The 23,979-nt window shown below is 66.8% G+C and carries 21 protein-coding genes; 12 read left to right on the top strand and 9 right to left on the bottom strand.

Annotation, left to right across the window (positions count from 1 at the left end; translation table 11 throughout):
• The first annotated feature begins 157 nt into the window (after positions 1-157).
• On the top strand, positions 158-1,345 hold the full coding sequence (locus AC5P53_RS19840) for a mechanosensitive ion channel family protein (RefSeq protein WP_169411760.1): 1,188 nt from the start codon (positions 158-160) through the stop codon (positions 1,343-1,345).
• Positions 1,346-1,417: 72 nt separating this feature from the next.
• Here the strand turns inward: AC5P53_RS19840 and AC5P53_RS19835 are convergent, their stop codons facing one another.
• Genes AC5P53_RS19835 through typA form a run of 3 tightly spaced genes read right to left on the bottom strand, consistent with a single transcriptional unit; the run spans position 1,418 to position 5,408 of the window.
• Positions 1,418-3,040 (bottom strand): amidase, encoded by a 1,623-nt coding sequence (locus AC5P53_RS19835; RefSeq protein WP_241887131.1) that lies wholly within the window; start codon positions 3,038-3,040, stop codon positions 1,418-1,420.
• A 41-nt stretch (positions 3,041-3,081) separates the two neighbouring features.
• Positions 3,082-3,549, bottom strand: a complete 468-nt coding sequence (locus tag AC5P53_RS19830; RefSeq protein ID WP_032955872.1) for a DUF2127 domain-containing protein — start codon at positions 3,547-3,549, stop codon at positions 3,082-3,084.
• Between the two features lie 11 nt (positions 3,550-3,560).
• On the bottom strand, positions 3,561-5,408 hold the full coding sequence (typA, locus tag AC5P53_RS19825) for a translational GTPase TypA (RefSeq protein ID WP_046429077.1): 1,848 nt from the start codon (positions 5,406-5,408) through the stop codon (positions 3,561-3,563).
• Between the two features lie 273 nt (positions 5,409-5,681).
• Between typA and AC5P53_RS19820 the strand changes: the two genes are divergently transcribed.
• The 6 genes from AC5P53_RS19820 to AC5P53_RS19795 all read left to right on the top strand — a co-directional run bounded on the left by AC5P53_RS19820 (position 5,682) and on the right by AC5P53_RS19795 (position 12,441).
• Positions 5,682-6,173 (top strand): peptidylprolyl isomerase, encoded by a 492-nt coding sequence (locus AC5P53_RS19820; RefSeq protein ID WP_005408225.1) that lies wholly within the window; start codon positions 5,682-5,684, stop codon positions 6,171-6,173.
• Between the two features lie 118 nt (positions 6,174-6,291).
• Positions 6,292-7,278: a malate dehydrogenase gene (locus tag AC5P53_RS19815; protein ID WP_004153634.1), complete on the top strand. Its 987-nt coding sequence runs from the start codon at positions 6,292-6,294 to the stop codon at positions 7,276-7,278.
• A 158-nt stretch (positions 7,279-7,436) separates the two neighbouring features.
• Positions 7,437-8,051 carry an RluA family pseudouridine synthase gene (locus tag AC5P53_RS19810; RefSeq protein WP_134808543.1) on the top strand — a complete coding sequence of 205 codons (615 nt, stop codon included), beginning with the start codon at positions 7,437-7,439 and terminating at the stop codon, positions 8,049-8,051.
• A 687-nt stretch (positions 8,052-8,738) separates the two neighbouring features.
• The gene (gene prpE, locus AC5P53_RS19805) at positions 8,739-10,619 is read left to right on the top strand and encodes a propionate--CoA ligase (RefSeq protein ID WP_241887132.1); all 1,881 of its coding nucleotides are present in this window, start codon (positions 8,739-8,741) and stop codon (positions 10,617-10,619) included.
• Between the two features lie 216 nt (positions 10,620-10,835).
• A complete protein-coding gene (locus AC5P53_RS19800) occupies positions 10,836-11,339 on the top strand; it encodes a hypothetical protein (protein ID WP_014646066.1) in 504 nt (167 codons plus the stop codon).
• Between the two features lie 46 nt (positions 11,340-11,385).
• A complete protein-coding gene (locus AC5P53_RS19795; protein ID WP_495227499.1) occupies positions 11,386-12,441 on the top strand; it encodes a suppressor of fused domain protein in 1,056 nt (351 codons plus the stop codon).
• Positions 12,442-12,560: 119 nt separating this feature from the next.
• Here the strand turns inward: AC5P53_RS19795 and AC5P53_RS19790 are convergent, their stop codons facing one another.
• The 5 genes from AC5P53_RS19790 to AC5P53_RS19770 all read right to left on the bottom strand — a co-directional run bounded on the left by AC5P53_RS19790 (position 12,561) and on the right by AC5P53_RS19770 (position 18,159).
• Positions 12,561-13,172, bottom strand: a complete 612-nt coding sequence (locus AC5P53_RS19790) for a glutathione S-transferase N-terminal domain-containing protein (protein WP_032955882.1) — start codon at positions 13,170-13,172, stop codon at positions 12,561-12,563.
• An 84-nt stretch (positions 13,173-13,256) separates the two neighbouring features.
• The gene (locus AC5P53_RS19785) at positions 13,257-13,715 is read right to left on the bottom strand and encodes a cell wall hydrolase (RefSeq protein ID WP_004154513.1); all 459 of its coding nucleotides are present in this window, start codon (positions 13,713-13,715) and stop codon (positions 13,257-13,259) included.
• Between the two features lie 297 nt (positions 13,716-14,012).
• Positions 14,013-16,043 (bottom strand): FAD-dependent oxidoreductase, encoded by a 2,031-nt coding sequence (locus AC5P53_RS19780; RefSeq protein WP_241887133.1) that lies wholly within the window; start codon positions 16,041-16,043, stop codon positions 14,013-14,015.
• Positions 16,044-16,314: 271 nt separating this feature from the next.
• Positions 16,315-16,944 carry a membrane protein YczE gene (gene yczE / locus AC5P53_RS19775; RefSeq protein ID WP_241887134.1) on the bottom strand — a complete coding sequence of 210 codons (630 nt, stop codon included), beginning with the start codon at positions 16,942-16,944 and terminating at the stop codon, positions 16,315-16,317.
• A gap of 195 nt (positions 16,945-17,139) precedes the next feature.
• On the bottom strand, positions 17,140-18,159 hold the full coding sequence (locus AC5P53_RS19770; RefSeq protein ID WP_049408097.1) for a zinc-binding alcohol dehydrogenase family protein: 1,020 nt from the start codon (positions 18,157-18,159) through the stop codon (positions 17,140-17,142).
• Positions 18,160-18,516: 357 nt separating this feature from the next.
• Between AC5P53_RS19770 and AC5P53_RS19765 the strand changes: the two genes are divergently transcribed.
• The 4 genes from AC5P53_RS19765 (at position 18,517) to AC5P53_RS19750 (ending at position 21,581) form a co-directional block, all read left to right on the top strand.
• Positions 18,517-19,608, top strand: a complete 1,092-nt coding sequence (locus tag AC5P53_RS19765; RefSeq protein WP_014646072.1) for an OmpA family protein — start codon at positions 18,517-18,519, stop codon at positions 19,606-19,608.
• A 218-nt stretch (positions 19,609-19,826) separates the two neighbouring features.
• Positions 19,827-20,333, top strand: a complete 507-nt coding sequence (locus tag AC5P53_RS19760) for a hypothetical protein (RefSeq protein ID WP_014646073.1) — start codon at positions 19,827-19,829, stop codon at positions 20,331-20,333.
• Between the two features lie 20 nt (positions 20,334-20,353).
• A complete protein-coding gene (locus AC5P53_RS19755; RefSeq protein WP_277878321.1) occupies positions 20,354-21,160 on the top strand; it encodes a pseudouridine synthase in 807 nt (268 codons plus the stop codon).
• An 85-nt stretch (positions 21,161-21,245) separates the two neighbouring features.
• Entirely contained in the window at positions 21,246-21,581 is a 336-nt protein-coding gene (locus AC5P53_RS19750) for a hypothetical protein (protein ID WP_005415439.1), read from the top strand.
• Between the two features lie 161 nt (positions 21,582-21,742).
• Here AC5P53_RS19750 and kbl read toward each other — a convergent pair whose 3' ends face one another.
• Positions 21,743-22,951: a glycine C-acetyltransferase gene (gene kbl, locus AC5P53_RS19745; RefSeq protein ID WP_041863091.1), complete on the bottom strand. Its 1,209-nt coding sequence runs from the start codon at positions 22,949-22,951 to the stop codon at positions 21,743-21,745.
• Positions 22,952-23,152: 201 nt separating this feature from the next.
• On the opposite strand from kbl, the gene AC5P53_RS19740 reads away from it, so the two are divergent.
• Positions 23,153-23,848 carry a TorF family putative porin gene (locus tag AC5P53_RS19740; RefSeq protein WP_014646076.1) on the top strand — a complete coding sequence of 232 codons (696 nt, stop codon included), beginning with the start codon at positions 23,153-23,155 and terminating at the stop codon, positions 23,846-23,848.
• Positions 23,849-23,979: the final 131 nt, after the last annotated feature.

Here is a 23,979-nt window from a genome sequence, read left to right as displayed (position 1 = left end):
TCCCGCAACCGGACCGACCCCGCCATCCCTCGGAATGCACGCTGTTGCTGTTCTGTTGAGGTTGCCGGCCAGCGGCCGGCACTACCGCAGGTGCAGGGCTGCAAGCCCTGCCGACCAACACGCTGCTTACGAACGACTGACGTGGCGCTCATGCGCCATGCGCGAGTCTGTCCACTTGGCTGTTCGAGTGGAGGTGGCAACGGTGCACTGGCAAAGCGCACAGGCATACGCATGGCCGTTGGGATTGGCCGTAGTGGTGGGCGGCATCGGCGCGTGGCTGATCCTGTGGATCTACCATCGGCTGAAGGGGCGCGATCGTCGGCGCGCGCGTATCGGGCGTGTGCTCGGGCTGCCGATGGCCACCGCATGGCCGCTGCTGCTGTTGATCCCTGCATTGCAGGCCACGCCGCTGCAGGATCCCGTTCTGGGCAACCTGCAACGGGTGCTGCATATCGCGCTGACCGCGTGCTTCATCTGGCTGCTGGTGCGGGCGGTGGCGGCGGGCGAACGTGCCATCCTGCGCAGCCATCCCATCGATGTCTCCGACAACCTGGAAGCGCGCCGCATCCAGACCCAGACGCGGGTGCTCAGCCGTGTGCTGATGGGCGGCATCATCGTGCTGGGCGCATCGCTGGTGCTGCTGACCTTCCCGATGGTGCAGAAGATCGGCACCGCGCTTCTGGCCTCGGCGGGCCTGATCGGCCTGGTGGCCGGTATCGCCGCAAAGCCCGTGTTCGGCAATCTGATCGCCGGCCTGCAGATCGCAGTGACGCAGCCGATCCGGCTGGATGATGTGGTGATCGTCGAAGGCGAGTGGGGGCGCATCGAGGAGATCGGCAGCAGCTATGTGGTGGTGCGCATCTGGGATGAGCGGCGAATGGTGGTGCCGCTGACCTGGTTCATCGAGAACCCCTTCCAGAACTGGACGCGGCGCAGCGCCGATCTGCTCGGCACCGCGTTCCTGTGGCTGGACTATCGTGCCCCGGTGGCAGCGATCCGTGCCGAGCTGGAACGCATCTGCCGCGGTGAAGCGCTGTGGGATGGCCGGGTCTGCGTGACCCAGGTGACCGAGACCAGCGAGCGCGCGATCCAGGTGCGCCTGCTGGTCAGTGCGCGCAGCTCCGGTGATGCCTTCGATCTGCGCTGCCTGGTGCGCGAACGCATGCTCGATTTCCTCGCGCGCGAGCATCCGCAGTCGCTGCCGCAGGTGCGTGCGCGGCTGCAGCATGCAGACGAACTGGACATGCCGCGCGGTCCACGTGCGCGCACTGCGGATGTGCGTTCGCCGGGGGCTGAAGACGGTGAGGCGGCGATCGTGCCGGTAGAGCCCGACCAGCCGCTGTAGAGCCGAGCCATGCTCGGCTGCTTTCGATTTTCCGTTGAAGCCGAGCGTGGGCTCGGCTCTACAGAAACACGATCACGGCTCGCCGGCGTCGATCAGGGTGTCGGTGTCGAAGTGCGGCGGGCGTCGCGCGCGGGTGCGCTGTTCGTAGGCGTAGGCCATTTCGATCAGCTTCGGTTCGCTCCAGGCGGTGCCCATGAACAGCAGGCCGACCGGCAGGCCATTGATCTGGCCCATCGGCACGCTGAGGCTGGGATAGCCGGCGACGGCGGCGGCGCTGTAGCTCTCGCCGGGGAAGTCGTCGCCTTCGCTGCGGATCGGCCACGCCACACCGGTGGTCGGCGCCACCAGGGCATCGAGCTGGTGGGCGGCGAGGGCGGCGTCGATGCCTTCCGCGCCGGCCAGCCGGCGCGCATCGCTGCGTGCACGGATATAGGCGGGGTCGGCCAGGCCGGCGGTAGCGTCGGCCGCCACCAGCAGTTCCTGGCCGAACAGGCCCAGCTCCTGCTTGCTGTGCGCCTGGTTGAAGGCGATCAGGTCGGCCAGGCTGCGTAGTGGCGCGCGATGGGTGCTGAAGTAGCGCTCCAGCCCGGCCTTGAATTCGTACAGCAGCACCGTGCGTTCCGCCTCGGCCCAGGCGCCCTGGTTGGGCAGCTCCACCGGCACCACGAAGGCACCCGCCCGGCGCAGCTCGGTGGCCGCCTGTTCGATCAGCGGTGGCATGCCGCGGTATTTCAGCAGCGGTGTCTGCAGCAGGCCGATGCGCTTGCCACGCAGGCCCTGCGGGTCCAGGCGCGCGGTGTAGTCGTACACCGCGCGGCCAGGCATGGTCGCCGTGGCCGGGTCGGCATCGTCGCGGCCGGCGATGGCGGTCAGCACGGCTGCAGCGTCGGCGACGCTGCGGGTCATCGGTCCTGCGGTGTCCTGGCTGAAGGAAATCGGGATGATGCCCTCGCGGCTGACCAGGCCGACGGTCGGCTTGAGGCCGACGACGCCATTGACCGCCGCAGGGCAGACGATGCTGCCGTCGGTTTCGGTGCCGATCGCCACGCTGGCCAGGTTGGCGGCGACCGCCACCGCGCTGCCGCTGCTGGAGCCGCAGGGCGAGTGGCTGAGGCGATAGGGATTGCGGGTCTGGCCGCCGCGCGCGCTCCAGCCGGACACCGAATCGTTGCCGCGGAAATTGGCCCACTCGCTGAGATTGGTCTTGCCCAGCACCACCGCGCCGGCGTCGCGCAGCCGGCGCACCAGGTAGGCGTCGTCCGGGCGGAACCCCTGCAGGGCCAGCGAGCCGGCGCTGGTGGCCATCGGGGCGGCGTTGATGTTGTCCTTCAGCAGTACCGGAATGCCGTGCAGCGGGCCGCGCAGGCGTCCATCACGGCGCTCGCGGTCGCGCGCAGCGGCTTCCTTCAGTGCATCCGGGTTGAGCTCGATCACCGCGCGCAGGCGCGGCCCGGTGCGGTCCAGGGTGGCGATGCGCTGCAGGTAGGCCTGGGTCAGGGTGGTGCTGTCCAGCTCACCGGCGCTCATCCGCGCCTGCAGGTCGGTGACATCGGTTTCGGCGTACGGGAACGGCACGTTGCGGCTCGCGGGTTCGGCCGCATGCGCGCTGGACGCGGCCGGGCTGCAGCCAGCCGAAAGCAGCGCAGGCAGCGCGGCAAGCAGGCAGGTCAGCAGAGGCGGCAAGGACGGGCGCATGGGGCGGCTTGGTCGGCTCCAATCCCCAGTGTAGCCGGTGCTCAGCGGTGGCGCTTGCGCAGGTCGCGGGCGAGGACGTAGACCACGATCAGGTTGATCGCCAGGATCGTCCACGATGGCCAGCCGGGATGGCGGATGATCGCGAAGATGTCGAAAGGCAGGTACAGGGAGGCGGTCAGGCAGCCCAGCCAGGAGGCCCAGGCCTTGGCCCGCCACAGGCCCCAGGCTTCGACCAGGTGCAGCAGGCCGTAGCCGATCATCCCCGCCGCGGCCAGGTGCACCGCGTCGGGGCTGATCATGTGCAGCAGCGAGGGCAGGGTGCCATGGTCCGGATCCAGGCTGAAACGCCGGATCAGGACCATGATGCCGTGCCGCAGCGGCTGCGGTCCGAGCACTTCCAGCCCGGTGGCGGCCAACAGCGCCAGCATCGCCTTGCTCGCTTCGAGCAGGGCGATGACGTGGAGGCCCGGATGCCGATGCGGATCCGGGTTGTAGCCGCTCTGGTCCACGGGGTGCTGGCTCAGCCGCCGCGCGAAGCCTTCTTGCGGTCGCTTTCGGTCAGGAACTTCTTGCGCAGACGGATCTCCTTGGGGGTGATCTCGACCAGCTCGTCGTCTTCGATGAAGTCCAGGGCCTGTTCCAGCGAGTACTTGATCGCCGGGGTCAGCTGGATCGCGTCGTCCTTGCCCGAAGCGCGCATGTTGGTCAGCGGCTTGGTCTTGATCGCGTTGACGGTCAGATCGTTGTCCTTGGAGTGGATGCCGACCAGCTGGCCTTCATACACGTTGTCGCCTTCGGCAGCGAAGAGCTTGCCGCGCTCCTGCAGCGGACCCAGCGAGTAGGCGGGAGTGACGCCCGGCGCATTGGCGATCATCACGCCGTTGATGCGCTTGGCGATCGCGCCCTGTTCCTTCGGACCGTAATGGTCGAACACGTGGAACAGCAGGCCCGAACCCTGGGTCAGGGTCTTGAACTCGTTCTGGAAACCGATCAGGCCACGGGCCGGGATCTGGTATTCCAGGCGCACACGGCCCTTGCCGTCCGGTTCCATGTTCTTCAGCTGGCCCTTGCGGGTACCCAGCTTTTCCATCACGCCGCCCTGGTGGATTTCTTCGATGTCCACCACCAGCTGCTCGATCGGCTCCATCATCTGGCCGTCGATTTCCTTGATGATCACTTCCGGGCGCGACACCGCCAGCTCGTAGCCTTCACGGCGCATGTTCTCGATCAGCACCGACAGGTGCAGTTCGCCGCGGCCGGAGACCAGGAACTTGTCGGCGTCTTCCAGCTGTTCGACCTTCAGTGCCACGTTGTGGACCTGCTCGCGGTCCAGGCGGTCCTTGATCTGGCGGCTGGTCAGGAACTTGCCACCGGACAGGTCCTTGTTGCCGGCGAACGGCGAGTTGTTGACCTGGAAGGTCATCGAGATGGTCGGCTCGTCGACGGTCAGCGCCGGCAGGGCTTCGGGGGTATCCGGGTGGCACAGGGTGTCGGAGATGGTCAGCTCCGGAATGCCGGAGATGGCCACGATGTCACCGGCCTCGGCCGTCTCCTGCTCGATGCGCTCCAGGCCCAGGAAGCCCAGCACCTGGGCGACCTTGCCGTTGCGCTTCTTGCCTTCACGGTCGATGACGGCGACCTGCATGTTCTTCTTCAGGGTGCCGCGCTGGATGCGGCCGATGCCGATCACGCCCACGAAGTTGTTGTAGTCCAGCTGGCTGATGCGCATCTGGAACGGGCCTTCCGGGTCCACTTCCGGACGCGGGGCGTGCTGCATGATCGCTTCGTACAGCGGGGTCATGTCGCCGTCGCGCACGGTGTCTTCCAGGCCGGCGTAGCCGTTCAGGGCCGAGGCGTAGACGATCGGGAAGTCCAGCTGCTCATTGGTGGCGCCGAGCTTGTCGAACAGGTCGAAGACCTGGTCGATCACCCATTCCGGGCGCGCGCCCGGACGGTCGATCTTGTTGACCACGACGATCGGCTTGAAGCCCATCGCGAAGGCCTTCTGGGTGACGAAGCGGGTCTGCGGCATCGGGCCGTCCATCGCATCGACCAGGATCAGCACGGTGTCGACCATCGACAGCACGCGCTCGACCTCACCACCGAAGTCGGCGTGGCCGGGGGTGTCGACGATGTTGATCCGGTTCTTGATGCCGGTCTTCTTGTCTTCCCAGGTGATGGCGGTGTTCTTGGCCAGGATGGTGATGCCGCGTTCCTTTTCCTGGTCGTTGCTGTCCATCACGCGCTCGGCGAGGACGGTACGCTCGGACAGGGTGCCGGACTGCTTCAGCAGCTGGTCGACCAGGGTGGTCTTGCCATGGTCGACGTGGGCGACGATGGCGATGTTGCGAAGATTTTCGATGGACATACGAAAGGGGGCCAGTCGGCGCCGGATTTGGAAAAAGAAGTCCAACATTATACGTCGAACTTGACGATTCGCGAAAAGGTGGATTTCACGCCTGTCACGGGGCCCATTCAGCTGGGCATCCGCCGCCCCGGCCGGGGCCGCCAGGACCCGGCTGCGCGGCTCCCCGTCCGGGGGCTGAAGCGGGGCGCTTCACCAATGGTCGAAGCCGCCGCCGACACGAGGCGGGTGTAAACTAGGTGGCTAGACGCATTCCCCTTTGCATCAAGGATCTTCATGTCCCTCATCGCCACTTTCGACACCACCCAGGGCCCGATCAAGGTCGAGCTGTTCGCCGACAAGGCACCGCTGACCGTGGCCAACTTCGTGAACCTGGTCAAGCACGGCTTCTATGACGGCCTGATCTTCCACCGCGTTATCGCCGACTTCATGATCCAGGGCGGCTGCCCGCAGGGTCGTGGCACCGGCGGCCCGGGCTACAAGTTCGAAGACGAGAAGAATGGCGTGAAGCACGAGGTCGGCTCGCTGTCGATGGCCAACGCCGGCCCGAACACCAACGGCAGCCAGTTCTTCATCACCCACATCAAGACCGATTGGCTGGACGGCCGCCACACCGTCTTCGGCAAGGTCCTGGAAGGCCAGGCGATCGTCGATTCGGTCAAGCAGGGCGACGTGATCCATTCGATTACCCTGGAAGGCGACGTCGACGCCGTGCTGGCCGCCCAGGCCGACCGCGTCGCGGAGTGGAACAAGCACCTCGCCGCCTGATCCCCCTTCGAAACGGCCACCCACGGGTGGCCGTTTCCCTGTTCCCCGCCGCCCGCCAGGCCTGCGTGGCTCTGCCCGCGGCGTCCCATCAAACGCTTGCAAGCAAGAGGAAACCCCCATGAAAGCACCCGTTCGTGTTGCCGTGACCGGCGCCGCCGGCCAGATCGGTTATGCCCTGCTGTTCCGCATCGCCTCCGGCGAAATGCTGGGCAAGGACCAGCCGGTCATCCTGCAGCTGCTGGAACTGCCGGTCGACAAGGCCCAGGCCGCCCTGAAGGGCGTGATGATGGAGCTGGAAGACTGCGCCTTCCCGCTGCTGGCCGGCATGGTCGGCACCGATGATGCCGAAGTCGCGTTCAAGGACGCCGACATCGCCCTGCTGGTTGGCGCACGTCCGCGTGGCCCGGGCATGGAGCGCAAGGACCTGCTGCTGGAAAACGCCAAGATCTTCACCGCCCAGGGCGCGGCGCTGAACAAGGTCGCCAGCCGTGACGTGAAGGTGCTGGTGGTCGGCAACCCGGCCAACACCAATGCCTACATCGCCATGAAGTCGGCCCCGGACCTGAAGCCGGAAAACTTCACCGCCATGCTGCGCCTGGACCACAACCGCGCGCTGAGCCAGCTGTCGACCAAGCTCGGCAAGCCGGTCGGTGGCATGGAGAAGCTGGTCGTGTGGGGCAACCACAGCCCGACCATGTACCCGGACTACCGTTTCGCCACCGCCGATGGTGCGTCGATCGCCGATGCGATCAACGACCAGGAATGGAACGCCAACACCTTCATCCCGACCGTGGGCAAGCGCGGCGCGGCGATCATCGAAGCCCGTGGCTCGTCCTCGGCCGCTTCGGCCGCCAACGCTGCCATCGACCACGTGCGTGACTGGGTGCTGGGCAGCAACGGCAAGTGGGTCACCATGGGCGTGCCGTCCGACGGTTCCTACGGCATTCCGGAAGGCGTGATCTTCGGCTTCGCAGTGACCACCGAGAACGGCAAGTACACCCTGGTGAAGGATCTGCCGATCGACGACTTCAGCCAGAAGTACATCGACAAGACCCTGGCCGAGCTGGAAGAAGAGCGCGCCGGCGTTGCCCACCTGCTGGGCTGATGCAGGCGGTACCGGCTTGAGCCGGTACCTCTTTCATCAAGGTAGGTGTCGACCGCTGGTCGGTACATTCCCATCGAGGTAGGTACCGACCGTTGGTCGGTACGCAGAACGGGGAAGCTTCGGCTTCCCCGTTTCTGTTTGGACGGATACGGAGCCGCATGATCCACCTGCATTACATCGACGACGCGCTGCTGGTGGCCGAGAAGCCGGCCGGCCTGCTGTCCGTGCCCGGCCGCGGCGCCGAGAACCAGGATTGCGTGGTCGCGCGCCTGCAGGCGCTGTACCCGGATGCGTTGACCGTGCACCGCCTGGACCAGGTGACCTCCGGCCTGCTGCTGCATGCGCGCGGCAAGGACATGCAGGTGGCGTTGTCGATGCAGTTCGAGCAGCGCCAGGTCGGCAAGCGTTATGAAGCGATCGTGGAGGGGCTGCTTGAAGACGATGCCGGCGACGTGGACCTGCCACTGATCGTGGACTGGCCAAACCGGCCGAAGCAGATGATCGATCACGAACGCGGCAAGCCGGCGCTGACGCGCTGGCGCGTAATGGCGCGTGATGCCGAAGCGCAGCGCACGCGCGTGGCGCTGGAGCCGGTTACTGGCCGCAGCCATCAACTGCGCCTGCACATGGCCAGTCTCGGCCATCCCATCGTTGGCGATGTGCTGTATGACGCCGCGCCTGCGCAGCGCGTGCATCTGCATGCGCGCAGCCTGCGGTTCACCCACCCGGTGACGGGCGAGGCGCTCGCGTTCGAGTCCGCCACTCCGTTCTAGGGGTTCGGCAGGGCTTGCAGCCCTGCATCTGCTACGAACCGGAGCAACGTCAAAGGCCAAGGCGGCTCTGGTCTTCTGCTTGCTGGGCGGGGCGGTGTGGGTTGGCAGGACACGCCGTAAACCCCCCTCCGGGGGCCGCCCCAGCCGCTGGCGGCTGTGCGTTCGGGCGCTTGCAAAGCAGTGCTTCGCAAGCAAAGCGCCCTCACCCATGGCGCCAACGGTCCTGCCAACCCACACCGCCCCACCCCCGACAGATTCCTGCGGCGGTTGGTAACGGCTGTCGCTGTTGGTCTTGGTAGGTGTCGACCTTGGTCGACACGATTTTTCTGTCAGATATCGAATTGAATATTGAATCTGGGGATCCGACCCCGTGCTCCGACAGATCGCGGAAGTCTGTCGAAGGCGGGGTGGGTCCGGTTGTGGGGGCGTGAGCCGCATGGATGCGGCGACCGAGCCTCCATGGACGGATTCACGGTGTCCCCCGCAACCGGACCCACCTCGCCATCCCACGGGAAACCCGCTGTTGCTTCGGCTGTTGCTTCTGAGGTTGCCGGCCAGCGGCCGGCACTACCGCGGGTGCAGGGCGCAGCCCTGCATGAAAACCCCACCCCCTACCAAGGTAGGGCGGCCCGCGCGGCAGCGCCGGACTATCCTCGAACCCATGACTTTGTCTGGGAGGGCTGCGTCATGAACTACGAGGAAACCTACCGTCGCTCGATCGACGCGCCGGAGGCCTTCTGGGGCGAGGAAGCCAAGCGCATCCATTGGCACAAACCGCCGCAGCAGGTACTCGACTACAGCAACCCGCCGTTCCGGCGCTGGTTTGTCGGCGGTGAAACCAATCTCTGCTACAACGCCGTCGACCGCCATCTGGCCGAGCGCGCCGACCAGCTCGCGCTGGTTGCCATTTCCACCGAGACCAGCAGCACCCGCGAGATCACCTATCGCCAGCTGTATCGGGAAGTGAACGACTTCGCTGCCGTGCTCAAGCACCTCGGCGTCGGTCACGGTGACCGTGTGGTGATCTACATGCCGAACATGGCCGAGGCGGTATTCGCCATGCTCGCCTGCGCGCGCATCGGTGCGGTGCATTCGGTGGTGTTCGGTGGCTTCGCCGCGCACAACCTGGCGCTGCGCATCGACGATGCCAAGCCGAAGCTGCTGATCGCCGCCGATGCCGGCATGCGCGGTGGCAAGCTGATTCCGTACAAGCCGATGGTCGATGCAGCCTGCGCCGAAGCCACGTCGCCACCGCCGCACGTGCTGATCGTGTCGCGCGGACTGGATGCCGCCGAACCACGCGTGCCGGGCCGCGATGTGGAGTACGCCGCGCTGCGTGCGCAGATCGGTGAGGTCGACGTGCCGGTGCAGTGGCTGGAATCGAGCGAGCCGAGCTACCTGTTGTATACCTCGGGCACCACCGGCAAGCCGAAGGGCGTGCAGCGCGATGTCGGCGGCTACGCGGTGGCGATGGCACAGTCGATGGAAACCGTGTTCGACTGCAGGCCGGGGCAGGTGATGTTCTCCACTTCCGATGTCGGCTGGGCGGTAGGCCATTCCTACAATGTGTACGGCCCGCTGATCGGCGGCTGCACCTCGCTGCTGTACGAAGGGCTGCCGACCAACCCGGACCCGGGCATCTGGTGGGCGCTGTGCGAGCAGTACAACGTGCGCACGATGTTCTCGTCCCCCACTGCCATCCGCGTGCTGAAGAAGCACGATGCGGACTTCATCCATCGCCACGACCTGCGCGCGCTGAAATACCTGTTCCTGGCCGGCGAGCCGCTGGACGAACCGACCGCGCACTGGATCAGCGAAGCGCTCGGCAAGCCGATCATCGACAATTACTGGCAGACCGAGACCGGCTGGCCGGCGCTGACCCTGCTGCCGGGCCTGGAGATGAAGCCGGTGCGCTTCGGTTCGCCGGGCTTCCCCAACCTCGGCTACCGGATGAAGGTGATCGACGAGAACACCGGCGAGGAAGTCGCACCGGGGCAGAAGGGGGTGCTGGTGGTGTCGCCACCGTTGCCGCCGGGCTGCATGAGCACGGTGTGGAACGACGACAACCGTTTCCTGCAGAGCTACTTCAGCCACTTCAAGGAACTGCTGTACAGCTCGCTGGACTGGGCAATCCGCGACGACGATGGCTACACCTTCATCCTCGGCCGTACCGATGATGTGATCAACGTGGCCGGGCACCGGCTGGGCACGCGCGAGATCGAAGAGGCCATTTCGAGCCACCCGCGCGTGGCCGAGGCTGCCGTGATCGGGGTCAAGGACGAATTGAAGGGGCAGGTGCCGCTGGTGTTCGTCACCCTCAAGCAGGGCCTGGATGGCGAGGATCCGGCGCAAGTGGTGGCCGAGATGATGGCCACGGTGACCACCTCGCTCGGCGCAGTGGCGCGCCCGGCGCACGTGCACGTGGTCAACGCGCTGCCCAAGACCCGTTCGGGCAAGCTGCTGCGGCGCTCGTTGCAGGCGCTGGCCGAGCAGCGCGACCCGGGTGACCTGTCGACGCTGGACGACCCCGGCGCGCTGGAGGAGATCCGCCGGGCGCTGGGCCGTTGATCCGGTCGTGCCGGCCACTGGCCGGCACCCCCATCCACCCCGAGGTTGCCGGCCAGCGGCCGGCACTACCCGCAGTACTTGCGCTAAGCTCGGCCTGTCATCGACCTGCAATACGCGGCTCGCGCCGGGGAACGCGCGTGCCGTCCGGAGATGGCAACACAGGGGGGCGTGCCCGCGAGGGCGCGCCGGCATTGCGCATCGAGCGAGGGGGAGGCAATGGCATTGCTGCACGCCAAGACGGCTGCTGGCCGTCAGGAAATCGAAGACCGTAGCCGGCGCCTGCCGGCGGCACTGCGTTCGATCCTGCTGATGGTCGATGGCCATCGCAACGACACCGAACTGCGTGGCCTGTTCGAAGGCCTGCGGGCACCACCGGACGCGCTGGAGCAATTGTCAGCACAGGGCCTGATCGAAGTGATCGGCGGAAGCGCAGAGGTGGCGCCGGCGCGCGGCATCAGCACCGGGCGCGAACAGGACCCGGCGCTGTACCAGCAGTTGTACGACGCGATGAGCGAGGCGGTGCGCCGCCACCTGGGCCTGAAGGGCTACTTCATGCAGTTGAAGATCGAACGCTGCACCGACGCGCTGGCGCTGGAGCGCTTGTGCCCGGAGTTGCTGGCGGCGGTGGGCAAGGCACGCAGCCCGGCATTGGCGCAGCGCTGGTGGCAGGAAACCCAGGCGGCGGTGCTGAACGCTGGCAGTGAGGTCGTGCAGGCCTGAGCCACCGCGTAAAGTGATCGGTTCACTTCCCTACAAGGAGTCCCGCGTGCAGGACGACCACGACGACACCGACACCCCAGGCTGGGACGCGATCAATGCGGCGCTGGCGCCGCTGTATGCCGGCCAGGAGCCGCGCCACTTCGGCACCGCGCTTCCGTACACGCTCGGTGGCCAGGATCCACTGGATGGCATCAGCGTGTACTGGGCGGATGCGCCGGTACCGCACTGGCATTACATCACCTACGGCTTCTCCGAGCTGTACGCCAAGGAGAGCAGTGATGCAGATGCCAGCGGTTATGGCTTCGAGCTGACCTTCCGTCTGGCTGCCGAGGCCGGTGAGAACGCCGGCAGCACCCCGCCGGTGTGGCCGATGAACCTGCTGCAGAACCTGGCGCGTTACGTGTTCGGCAGTGGCAACGTGTTCGAGGATGGCCATCACCTCAACGCCAACGGTCCGATCGCGCTGGAGACCGGCACGCGGCTGTGCCATCTGGCCTTCATTGCGGACCCGCAGTTGCCGGCGCGGGACACGGCCAACGGCCATCTGCAGTTCCTGCAGTTGGTCGGATTGACCGATGAGGAGATGGAGGCGGTCAAGCGCTGGTCGACGCGTGGCGCGCTGCAGGCGCTGCTGCCGGCGATGCCGCTGTGGATCAGCGATCTGCATCGCGACAACCTGCTGGAGGACCCTGCGCTGGCACAGCGGGTGCAGGCCGGCAGCGAACGCGAGGGTTCCAGCACCGGCATGCTGTTCATCGAGACCCTGGACTGGCGGCAGGAGGCGGGCGTCACCACGCTGGTGCTCGGCGCCGGTCAGGTCGCCAGCGTGTGCGAACTGTTGCCGCTGCGCCTGCGCCACGGCAAATCGCTGGAACTGGCCAGCCGCGAGCGGCAGTGGGAGTTCATCGCGCATGGGGGCGGTGAAGCGGCGGACGTATCCGCCGACAGCGCGCGCTGGTCACTGGACGAGGCGGGCCTGCAGGCCCTGGCAGGGGTGCGCGCCGAGCGCGGGGTTTACCCGGTGGCGGGGGCGCTGCGCATCGAAGTGGTGCCGACCTACCTGCGCGATGCCAAGGGGGAAGTGATCCGCCAGATCGGCTGATCGCGCGAATGATATCGAGGGGTCGGAGCCGCCTGCTGCGCAGGCGGATCCGACCCCGTCTGGTGGCCGGTGGGGTCAGATCCGTCCGCCACGCGAACGGCTCTGACCCCTGACCAAGGTCAGGCCAGGCCTTCGGCCTTCAGCGCGGCCTGCACGCCGGCATCGGCATCCATGCGTGCCTTGTAGGCGGCCAGATTGTCCAGGCCCGACAGGTCGACCTTGGTGCCGGCGGCCCAGCGCAGGGTGATGTAGAAGTACGGGTCGGCGAAGCTGCGGAAGCCGGCCAGCCAGGGCTTGTCGGCCAGCTGCCTGTCGGCGGTCTCGAACAGGCCACGCAGGCGCTTGTGCGCGGCGGCGCGGATCGCGTCGTACTGGCCTTCGTCGGCAATGAACTTGCCCGGCGCGAACAGCGGCGAGAAGGCCGGGTGCACGTCGGAATTGACGAACGCCAGCCAGCGGGTGGCTTCGGCGCGCTGGCGCGGGCTGCCGTCACCGCCGAGGCCGGCCTGCGGGAAGCGATCGGCGATGTAGCCCATGATCGCGGCGTTCTGCAGCAGCACGAAGTCGCCGTCGACCAGCGCGGGAACGGCACCGGCCGGATTGATCTTGAGGAATTCCGGACCCTTCAGGGTGTCCTTGTTCAGCAGTTCAACCTCGAACGGCTGGCCGGTCCACTGCAGGGCGATGTGGTCGGCGGTGGAACAGGCACCGGGCTTGCTGTACAGCTTCATGGGAACTCCAGGTGATGCGGGCGGGAAACGCCCACTATCCCAGAGCCTGCCGGCAGGCGGCAACGCTGCCGCCGGCACGGATCGTTACGACTGCCGCGGCTTGAGGTTCTGCACCTTATAGAAGGTGTGATCGCCGATGGTGGCCACCTGGTAGGCATTGCGCCAGTTCGGGCTGGCGATGGACAGCGCGGCGAAGTGGCTGGCACCGGGCACGATCTCGCGGCGCTCGCCGGCCGGCAGCGCCCAGTTGCGCTCGGCGTCGAAGGCCACGTTCATTGCCTCGCTCCAGGCCGCGTCGTTGCCCAACTGGGTGCCGGGGGAGACGATGGTCGGTGCGAACTGCTTGCGCGCGGTGACCACCTGGCACATCGAGTCGCCCCACAGGCCACTGTCGAGACGGCGCAGTGCGACCTCGGCGACGGCCTGCTGGCCGCGCAGTGTCTGGTCGCGGGCTTCCAGGTAAACGGTGGTGCTCAAACACAGTGAATCAGCGGCCGGCTGCGGCAACAACTGCGACAGCCAGAGAATCCAGGCCAGTTTCATATAACTCCTTGCTCCGTATGGGTCGCACCCTCCGGTTCCGGCCGCAGGGCGACAGGAGGCGGGGTACGACTTGGCGTCATGGGGAGGCGGCCATCGGGGCCGCCCCGTTGGGCAGCCCCAAAAGAAACGACCAGTACCGATCGTGGGGCTGCGCCGGCTCACCGGAAACTGGCTGGTGAGCGGAAAGATGGCGCAAGGTAGGGGGGCGTAGCCGAACGCATCGTGAACCGCTCGGCTTGACATTCAGGTTCAATGAGGGTGACGGAAATCACATTCCGCCCCCCATTCAGGCGCTCATCAGAGCCCGGCGGCAACCCGGCTGCCCTGGTCGATGGCGCGCTTGGCGTCGAGTTCTGCGGCCACGTCGGCACCGCCGATCAGCTGCGCGTTGATGCCGGCCGCCTGCAGTTCGGCCTGCAGCGCGCGGTTGGGTTCCTGCCCGGCGCAGATCACCACATGGTCGACCGGCAGCAGCTGTTCGCTGCCATCCACGCGGATGCGCAGGCCCGCGTCGTCCACGCCGAGGTACTCGACGCCACCGAGCATGCGCACGCCCTTGGCCTTCAGCGTGGCGCGATGGATCCAGCCGGTGGTCTTGCCCAGGCGCGCGCCGGGCTTGCCCGGGCTGCGCTGCAGCAGCCACAGCCGGCGCGGCGAGGTTTCAACCTCCGGCCTGGCCAGTGAGCCGCGGGCCTCGAAGGTGCTGTCCACGCCCCATTCGGCCATCCAGCGCTGCGGGTCGAGGGAGGGGGACTCGCCGGCGTGGCTGAGGAATTCGCCGACATCGAAGCCGATGCCGCCGGCGCCGATGATCGCCGCACTGGCGCCCACTTCGACCCGGCCCAGCAGTACGTCCAGATAGCTGACCACCCTGGCGTGGTCGGCACCGGGGAAATCAACTCTGCGCGGCGTGATGCCGGTGGCCAGCACCACTTCGTCGAAGCCGGTCAGCTGGGCGGCATCGGCGCGGGTGCCGAGGCGCAGCTGCACACCGGTTTCGGCCAGTTTGTGGCGGAAGTAGCGCAGGGTCTCGTGGAACTCTTCCTTGCCGGGGATGCGCTTGGCCACGTTGAACTGGCCGCCGATCTCATCATTGGCGTCGAACAGGGTGACCTGGTGGCCGCGCTGGGCAGCGACGGTGGCACAGGCCAGGCCGGCAGGGCCGGCACCGACCACGGCAATCTTCTTCGGCGTGGCGGTGGGGTGATAGACCAGCTCGGTCTCGTGCGCGGCGCGCGGATTGACCAGGCAGCTGGCCAGCTTGTTCTCGAACACGTGGTCCAGGCAGGCCTGGTTGCAGGCGATGCAGGTGTTGATCGCCTCGGCGCGGCCGGCACGGGCCTTGTTCGGCCACTGCGGGTCGGCCAGCAGCGGGCGTGCCAGCGACACCATGTCGGCGCCGCCAGCGGCGAGGATGCGCTCGGCGACGTCGGGCATGTTGATGCGGTTGGTCGCCACCAGCGGCACCTTCACATGCGGCTTGAGCTTGGCGGTGACCCCGGCGAAGGCAGCACGCGGCACCGAGGTGGCGATGGTCGGAATGCGCGCTTCGTGCCAGCCGATGCCGGAATTGATGATCGTTGCGCCGGCCGCCTCGATGGCCTGCGCCTGCTGCACGATTTCTTCCCAGCTGCTGCCGTCGTCGACCAGATCCACCAGCGACAGGCGATAGATGATGATGAAGTCCGGGCCGCAGGCCTCGCGGATGCGGCGTACGATCTCGACCGCGAAGCGCATGCGTTGGCGCGCGTCGCCGCCCCAGGCATCGGTGCGCTTGTTGGTGCGCGGGGCGATGAATTCGTTGATGAGGTAGCCCTCCGAACCCATCACTTCCACGCCGTCGTAGCCGGCCTCGCGGGCCAGCTTCGCGCTGCGTGCGTAATCGGCGATATGCCGGTCGACGCCGCTGGCCGACAACGCGCGCGGGGTGAACGGGTTGATCGGTGCCTTCAGCTTCGACGGTGCCACCGACAAGGGGTGATAGGCGTAACGGCCTGCATGCAGCAGCTGCAGGCAGATCTTCGCGCCGTGCTGGTGCGCGGCGGCGGTGAGCTGGCGGTGCGGCCGCACTTCCCAGGGCCAGGACAGCTTGCCGCCGAACGGCTTCAGCCAGCCGACCACATTCGGTGCGAAGCCGCCGGTGACGATCAGGCCGACGCCGCCCTCGGCGCGCTCGGCGAAGTACGCCGCCAGCCGCGGGAAGTCGCGGGCGCGATCCTCCAGGCCGGTGTGCATCGAGCCCATCAATACGCGGTTGCGCAGTTGGGTGAAGCCCAAGTCCAGCGGGGCGAACAGATGGGGATAGGCGCTTTCGTTGGCTGGCGACATGGTCGATACGCTTGCGTACGGAAGCGCGAAGCGTGCCGCGAAACGGCGGCCGGGGCAAGGGCCGCTGGATGGCGCCGGCGCTGCCCCCGAACTCCGGGGGCGGTAGTGCCGGCCGCTGGCCGGGTACGCTCGGCACATGCGTGCTGTCGCTCCCGCGTTTCGCTGCGCGAATCGCGGGCCCCACTTACCGGCCTCCACCCCCCGCGCCTGCGGCGCTGCCCCCGAACTCCGGGGGCGGTAGTGCCGGCCGCTGGCCGGCATTCGGGGCAGCTCAGGGTGATTGCGGCTGCCGGGCAGCGGCGGGTACGACCGGGGGGCGGCCGATCCCGAACCAGCCCAGCGTGACGCCGCACAGCGGGCCGATCAGCAGGGCGAAGGCGAGGGTGCCGAGGCCGACATTGCCGCCCAGCCACCAGCCCAGCAGCAATACGCTGCCTTCGATCAGGCTGCGCACCTTCCAGATCGGCCAACCGGTGCGGGCATGCAGGCCAGTTATCAAGCCATCGCGCGGTCCCGGGCCGAGGCGGGCGCCGATGTACAGGCCGGTGGCCAGCGCGACCAGCAGCATGCCTGCAGAGAACATCGCCAGCTGCCAGCCCACGCCGATGGCCGGTGGCAGCAGCCACAACCCGAACTGTGCGGAGGGACCGATCAGCATCACGTTGAGCACCGTGCCGACGCCCGGCTTCTGGCGCAGTGGCCACCACAGCAACAGCACCAGTGCGCCGATGACATTGGTCGCCAGCCCGAAGGACAGCGGCGTCTGTGCGGCGATGCCCTGCGACAGCACGTCCCAGGGCGCCACGCCGATGGCGGCACGGATCATCAGCGAGGCACCGAAGCCATACAGGAACAGGCCGGTGATCAGTTGCAGCAGGCGCAGGGGCAGGGCGGTAGGCATGGCGGGCTCGGGGGAGGGGATATCTGTTTCCACCGTATCCCTGATTTCCTTGAGGCCATAGATACAGATCCCAGCCAATCCGCTGGTACAGGCCGCGCCGATCCTGCAGGCGGGCGGTTGAGCAGGGCCGCGCCCGTGCTCTGCTGGTGGCGGCAGGCGTAGCAGCCTGGCGTGGGCTCGGCCTACATCACGGCGTCAGTTGTCCCAGCCCACCAGCGCCAGCTTGCCCACCGTGTGCCCGCTGGCCAGGCGCTGATGCGCGATGTCCAGGTTGGCCGCATTGATCGTGCCCAGCGTTTCACTGAGCGTGCCACGCAGCTGGCCGGCATCGATCATGCTGGCGGCGCGGCTGAGGATGCGATGCTGTTCGATGCAGTCGGCGGTGGCGAAGCGCGAGCGCGCGAACATGAACTCCCAATGGATGCCGATGCATTTGGCCTTGTACGGATCGCCGATGCGCAGTGCGCCACGCGGCTCCACGATCAGGCCGACATGGCCCTGTGGTGCCAGCAGCTGGCCCAGTTCGTCCCAGTAGTGATCGGTGTCGGCCAGGTTGAGCGCCACCTGCACTGCGTCGATGCCCAGTGCCTGCAGCTGGGGCTGCAGCGGCTGCCGATGGTCGATCACATGCGTGGCCCCCATCTGCCGGCACCAGTCGATCGAGGCCTCGCGCGAGGCGGTGGCGATCACCTCGAAGCCGGCATGGCGGGCCAGCTGGATCGCCATCGAGCCCACGCCTCCCGCACCGCCGATCACCAGCAGGTGCTGGCCGCCATGGCGGCGATCATCCAGATGCAGCGGCATGCGCTGGAACAACAGCTCCCAGGCGGTCAGCGTGGTCAGGGGTAGTGCGGCGGCTTCGGCGAAATCGAGCGTGGTCGGCTTGCGGGCGACCAGGCGCTCGTCCACCCACTGGTACTGGGCGTTGCAGCCCGGCCGGGTAACGTCACCGGCGAAGTAGACCTCGTCACCAGAGGCGAACAGGCTGGCCTCGTCACCGATGGCTTCGACCACACCGGCGGCGTCCCAGCCGAGCACCCGGGGAACCTCAAGGGTGGCCGGATCGGTAGCGGCCCGCTGCTTGCCATCGACGGGGTTGACCGATACCGCTTCGATCCGCACCAGCAGATCGCGGCCGCGAGGAGGCAGCGGCGGCGGCAGCAGGACATCACGCAGGGCAGGTGCGTATTCACGACTCAGGGCGACGGCTTTCATCACGGCTCCGGCTGGGTTCGTGATCCCATCATAAGGTTCCTCACGTTTCCGCAAACCTGCTGAACCGTGCGATGCAATGTGCTGCGCAGTATGTCGGTTTTCGCGCTTAAACCCCGTCAAACCCTTGCAGCGTGTGGGTCTTGCGGATTTTCATCATCCTGTATAGGGTTTCAACGTCGGACCGGTCGACGGTCGGGCGCAACACTTCACATGTTACGGGACTGTTAACATGGCCTTCACCCGCCTGAGCATAATGTTCGCGGCGGTGGCGTGCTGAATCGGCTGTCGTACATCGACGCACTAGTGCTGGCCCATGCCTCTACCGGTTTCATACCCCCGAAATAGGAGCTGTACTCAATGAACAAGAAGATCCTTACTGCCGCGCTGCTGGGCGGCCTGGCTTTCGCCCAGGCAGCTTCGGCGCAGGAGTTCGATGACCGCTGGTACCTGACCGGTTCGGCCGGCTTCAACTTCCAGGACAGCGACCGTCTGACCAATGACGCTCCGTTCGTGACCCTGGGCCTGGGTAAGTTCATCAGCCCGAACTGGTCGCTGGACGGTGAACTGAACTACCAGAACCCGAACTTCGACAGCAACCAGGACCTGAACTGGTCGCAGTACGGCGTCTCGCTGGACCTGCGTCGCCACTTCATCAAGGAAGGCCGCGGCTGGAACCCGTACATCGTCGGTGGCCTGGGCTACCAGAAGTCGGAAGAAGAGTACGCTGCAATCGACAACAACGGTCCGCGCCAGCGTAAGGACGGCAACGTTGCCGCCAAGCTGGGCGTCGGCCTGCAGACCACCTTCGAGAAGCGTGTTGCTGTCCGCGCCGAAGTGGCCTACCGCGCTGACTTCGACGACCAGAGCATCGCCGCCAAGGACGAGAGCTGGTTCGGCGACGTGCTGGCTTCGGTCGGCGTCGTGATCCCGCTGGGCCCGGCTCCGGTCGCGGCTGCTCCGGCTCCGGCTCCGGTTGCCCCGAGCTGCGCCGACCTGGATGACGACGGTGACGGCGTCAACAACTGCGACGACAAGTGCCCGAACTCGCAGCCGGGTCAGACCATCGGTCCGGACGGTTGCCCGGTTCCGGTCTCCATCGACCTGAAGGGCGTCAACTTCGACTTCGACAAGTCGAACCTGCGTCCGGACGCCGTGGCGATCCTGAGCGAAGCCACCGAGATCCTGAAGCGTTACCCGGATCTGCGCGTTGAAGTTGCCGGTCACACCGACTCGAAGGGTACCGACGCTTACAACCAGAAGCTGTCGGAGCGTCGCGCCACCGCCGTGTACAACTACCTGACCAAGAACGGCGTCGACGCCGGTCGCCTGGTCGGCCCGATCGGCTACGGCGAGAGCCGTCCGATTGCTCCGAACACCAACCCGGATGGTTCGGACAACCCGGAAGGTCGCGCCAAGAACCGTCGTACCGAGCTGAACGTCCAGAACTAAGTTCTGACGCTCTGCCAGTAGGACACAGCAGGACCCGGCTTCGGCCGGGTCTTGTTGTTTCTGCGGTCCGGAACCCGGCGTATCAGGCGCGGGAGTAACCGTTCGTCGGGATTTTGCCCATAAAACCAATGAGTTGCCGTATTCATTGAAAGTGGCGCTTGAAAGCTGTCGCGGCATTGCTAAACTCGCCGCGTCACTTCCTTTCCTGGATGCCCTTCATGCTGCGCTCTGCATCGGCCGCCTTCCTGGCGCTGGCCCTGGTTCCCGCCGCCCACGCTGCGGTCGATTGCTCGGTCAACACCAGCGCCTCGCCGCTGCCGTTGCCGGCCACGACCATCGCGCCGGTGGCCGACGAGCTCTACATCCGTGGCAACCAGCTGGGCATGCCGGCCGGCGTGCTGAGCAGCAACTACGATCCGTCGCAGTCGCTGGACCAGGTGCTGCAGCGCCTGCGCATCGATGGGTGCCAGAACATCGCCAAGGCCATTCCGAGCGCACCGGCGGTGAAGCCGAACGATCCGGCGGCCTACAAGCCGCAGACCGAATTCGACAACACGCCCTGGCGCTTCGACATGAGCCAGAACGGCAAGCGCATGACCGCCGAAGAGTTCGACGCCTGGATGAAGGCGCGTGGCGTGCGTGTGGTCAAGGCGCGTCCGGCTCCGGCCGCCACTCCGGCTGCGGCCGAAGCACCGGCTGAGACCAAGCCGGTCGACAAGAAGTAAGCGCGGCGGGGAGCAGAGGCTTGCGCACGCGCCGCCCACCTGCTGCCCCCGCTGCCCGCTCCCACGCATCGCGTGGGCGTGCGGTTCCGGATGTCTCCAATGGCGTGCGCCATGGCCTGGCGCGCGTGCTGTCCAAGGCCGGCGTGTGCTCACGCAGCGAGGCTGCGCGCTGGATTGCCGAGGGCCGCGTGCGCGTGTCCGGCCGCATCATCCGTGATCCCGAGTTCCCGATTGCCAGTCCGCACCCGCCGATCGAAGTCGATGGCCGGCCGATGGATGCGCCGCAGCGGCTGTACCTGGTGCTCAACAAGCCGCGCGGCGTGGTGACCACGGCGCAGGACGAGCGTGGTCGCGACACGGTGTATCGCTGCTTCGATGGTGCCGGCCTGCCGTGGATCGCGCCGGTCGGGCGCCTGGACAAGGCCAGCGAAGGGCTGTTGTTGTTCAGCAATGATCCGCAGTGGGCGGCGCGCCTGACCGATCCGGAGACCGGCCCGCAGAAGACCTATCACGTGCAGGTGGATCGTCTTCCCGATGAGGACACCCTGGCCGCGCTGCGCGCCGGTGTCGAGGACGAGGGCGAGTTCCTCGTCGCCCAGGCCGTGCGCGTACTGCGCAGTGGCGACAAGACCGCATGGCTGGAGGTGGTCCTCGACGAGGGACGCAACCGCCATATCCGCCGCCTGTTGGCGGCCTTCGACCTGCAGGTGCTGCGCCTGGTCCGGGTCGCGATCGGTGGGCTGCTGCTCGGCGATCTCGGCAAGGGGCAATGGCGGGTGCTGGAGGTCAGCGACCAGCAGCGGCTGGGGGCCGCTGCACCGGGCTGATCATCGCCCGCGGCCGGCAGTCGCCGGCCACCGTTCCAGGCGTAGGGGGCGCCTGGTTGCTGAATTTCCCGAACGGAGCCTGCCCATGTACCACCCGACCCTCAACCAAACCCTGCGCTGCGCAGGCCTGCTGCTGCCGATGGTGCTGCTGGCCGCCTGTGGCGGCCACAAGAAGGTGGCCAAGGCGGAAACGCCTGCCGAGACCCCGGTGGTGGAAGTGAAGACCCCGGAGCTGGATGGTCGCGGCAGTTACCGCTTCCTGATGAGCAACGGCGACAAGAAGATGACCGCCGATGAGTTCGATGCCTGGATGAAGGCCAACGGCATCCGCGTTGCCAAGGGCAACGGCCAGGACGCCGCCGCCAAGCCGGTAGTGGTGGCCAGCAAGGAAGAGCCGAAGGGCAAGAAGAAAAAGAAGTGACGCCTGGCGGTGCCGACCCTGGCCGGCACGCCCTCAGGCCACGGCGGGTGCCGACCGTGGTCGGCAGCCATCCAGCCCGGTAGGTGCCGACCTTGGTCGGCACGCTTTGACCAGCGGGGTCAGGGCCTTTTCCGCAGGAAAGGGATCCGACCCCGGCATGATCAGCCCTTGACCACGCCCAGTTCGACACCAATGCGGGTGAACGCATCGATCGCGCGATCCAGGTGCTCGCGGCTGTGCGCGGCGCTGATCTGGGTCCGGATGCGGGCCTGGCCCTTGGGCACCACCGGGAAGAAGAAGCCGATCGCGTAGATGCCTTCTTCCAGCAGGCGCTCGGCGAATTTCTGCGCCAACGGTGCGTCATACAGCATTACCGGGCTGATCGGATGCACGCCCGGCTTCACGTCGAAACCGGCGGCGGTCATCTTCTCGCGGAAGTAGGCGGTGTTCTCGGCCAGCGTGCTGCGAAGGTCGTCAGCGGCAGCCAGCATTTCGAACGCCTTGATGCCGGCGGCCACCACATGCGGCGGCAGCGAGTTGGAGAACAGGTACGGGCGCGAGCGCTGGCGCAGCAGTTCGATCACCTCGGCGCTGGCGCAGGTGAAGCCGCCCAGCGCGCCGCCCATGGCCTTGCCCAGAGTGCCGGTGATGATGTCGATCTTCTCCAGCACGCCCTTGACCTCGGCCGAACCACGGCCGGTAGCGCCAAGGAAGCCGGTGGCGTGGCATTCGTCGATGTGTACCAGCGCGTTGTACTTCTTCGCCAGCGCGGTGATCTCGTCCAGCGGCGCGATGAAGCCGTCCATCGAGAATACGCCATCGGTGGTGATCAGCTTGGTCTTGCAGCCTGCGGCATCGGCGGCCTGCAGCTGCGCTTCCAGATCGGCCATGTCGCAGTTGGCGTAGCGGAAGCGCTTGGCCTTGCACAGGCGCACGCCGTCGATGATCGAAGCATGGTTCAGCGCGTCGGAAATGATCGCGTCGTTCTCGCCGAGCAGCGGCTCGAACAGGCCACCGTTGGCATCGAAGCAGGCCGCGTACAGGATGGTGTCCTGCTTGCCGAAGAAATCGGCGATCTGCTTCTCCAGCTGCTTGTGCAGGTCCTGGGTGCCGCAGATGAAGCGCACCGAGGCCATGCCGAAGCCGTGGGTATCCAGTGCGTCCTTGGCGGCCTGGATCAGGTCCGGATGGTCGGCCAGGCCCAGGTAGTTGTTGGCACAGAAGTTCAGCACCTTGCGGCCGTCGTCGAGGGTGATCTCGGCCGATTGCGGGCTGGTGATGATCCGCTCGGACTTGAACAGGCCCTGGGCGCGGATGGCGTCCAGTTCCTCGGCGTAGTGGCGGGTCAGGGCGGAGGAGACGTCGGTCATGGCGTGGGCACGGCTCTGAACGGGGAAACCGCTGATTCTACCGGGCATCGCCGGTCATCAACCGGGCTGGATGGGGCATCGCCATGGGCAGCGCATGTTGCATCGCAATAGCAAAGTGGTTAAGAATTCGTGAACCGGAGCTGTCGCGCTCCGGCCGCTCCCGCCTTCCACGCCACGCCACCGCCCCCACCGGAGACGCTCATGAAGCACGCCCGTGCCTGCCTCGCCATTGCCGCTGCCCTGACCCTGGCCGCCCCGTTCGCCGCCAGCGCGCAGGAGAACGAATCGCCGTACAGCTGGAATGTCACCGCCGTTTCCGACTACCTGTTCCGTGGCGTGTCGCAGACCGACGAGAAGCCGACCCTGCAGGCGGGCTTCACCTACACCTCGCCGGTGGGCCTGTATGCCGGTGTCTGGGGTTCGGGCGTGGACTTCGGTCCGGGCGATCCGAACACCGAGATCGACTACCAGATCGGCTATGGCGTGGACGTCACTTCGCGCGTCAACTTCGACGTGCTGCTGAACCGCTACACCTACCTCGGTGCCAGCCACCAGAACTACAACGAGCTGGTGACCACCACCACGCTTGACGACACCTACAAGCTGACCGTGGCCTACACCAACGACCAGTGGAACAGCGGCACCGATGGCTGGTACTACGGCTTGGGCGGCAGCTGGGGCCTGCCGAAGGACTTCACGCTGAATGCCAACGTCGGTCGCAGCACCTTCGAGGACGGCATCGCCAAGGACTATACCGACTGGAACGTCGGCGTCAGCCGCCAGTTCGGCCTGTTCAACGTCGGCCTGGGCTACTACGGCACCGACGGCAATGGACGCGAGAACTCGGGCAAGCTGGCCCACAGCCGGGTGCTGCTGACCGTGGCCGTGGGCAAGTAACGCCGCAGGCGTTACGGTAGGTGCCAAGCTTGCCTGGCACGCATTGCGAAAAAGGCGCCCATCGGGCGCCTTTTTCAGTTCCGCGGTGTTCTTGATCCCATCTGGGGAAGAGCCCCCTTGTTGTTCAAGGG

The sequence above is a fragment of the Stenotrophomonas sp. YJH_SMC_82 genome (assembly GCF_059368875.1).
This window is presented reverse-complemented; position numbering and strand designations above follow the sequence as displayed.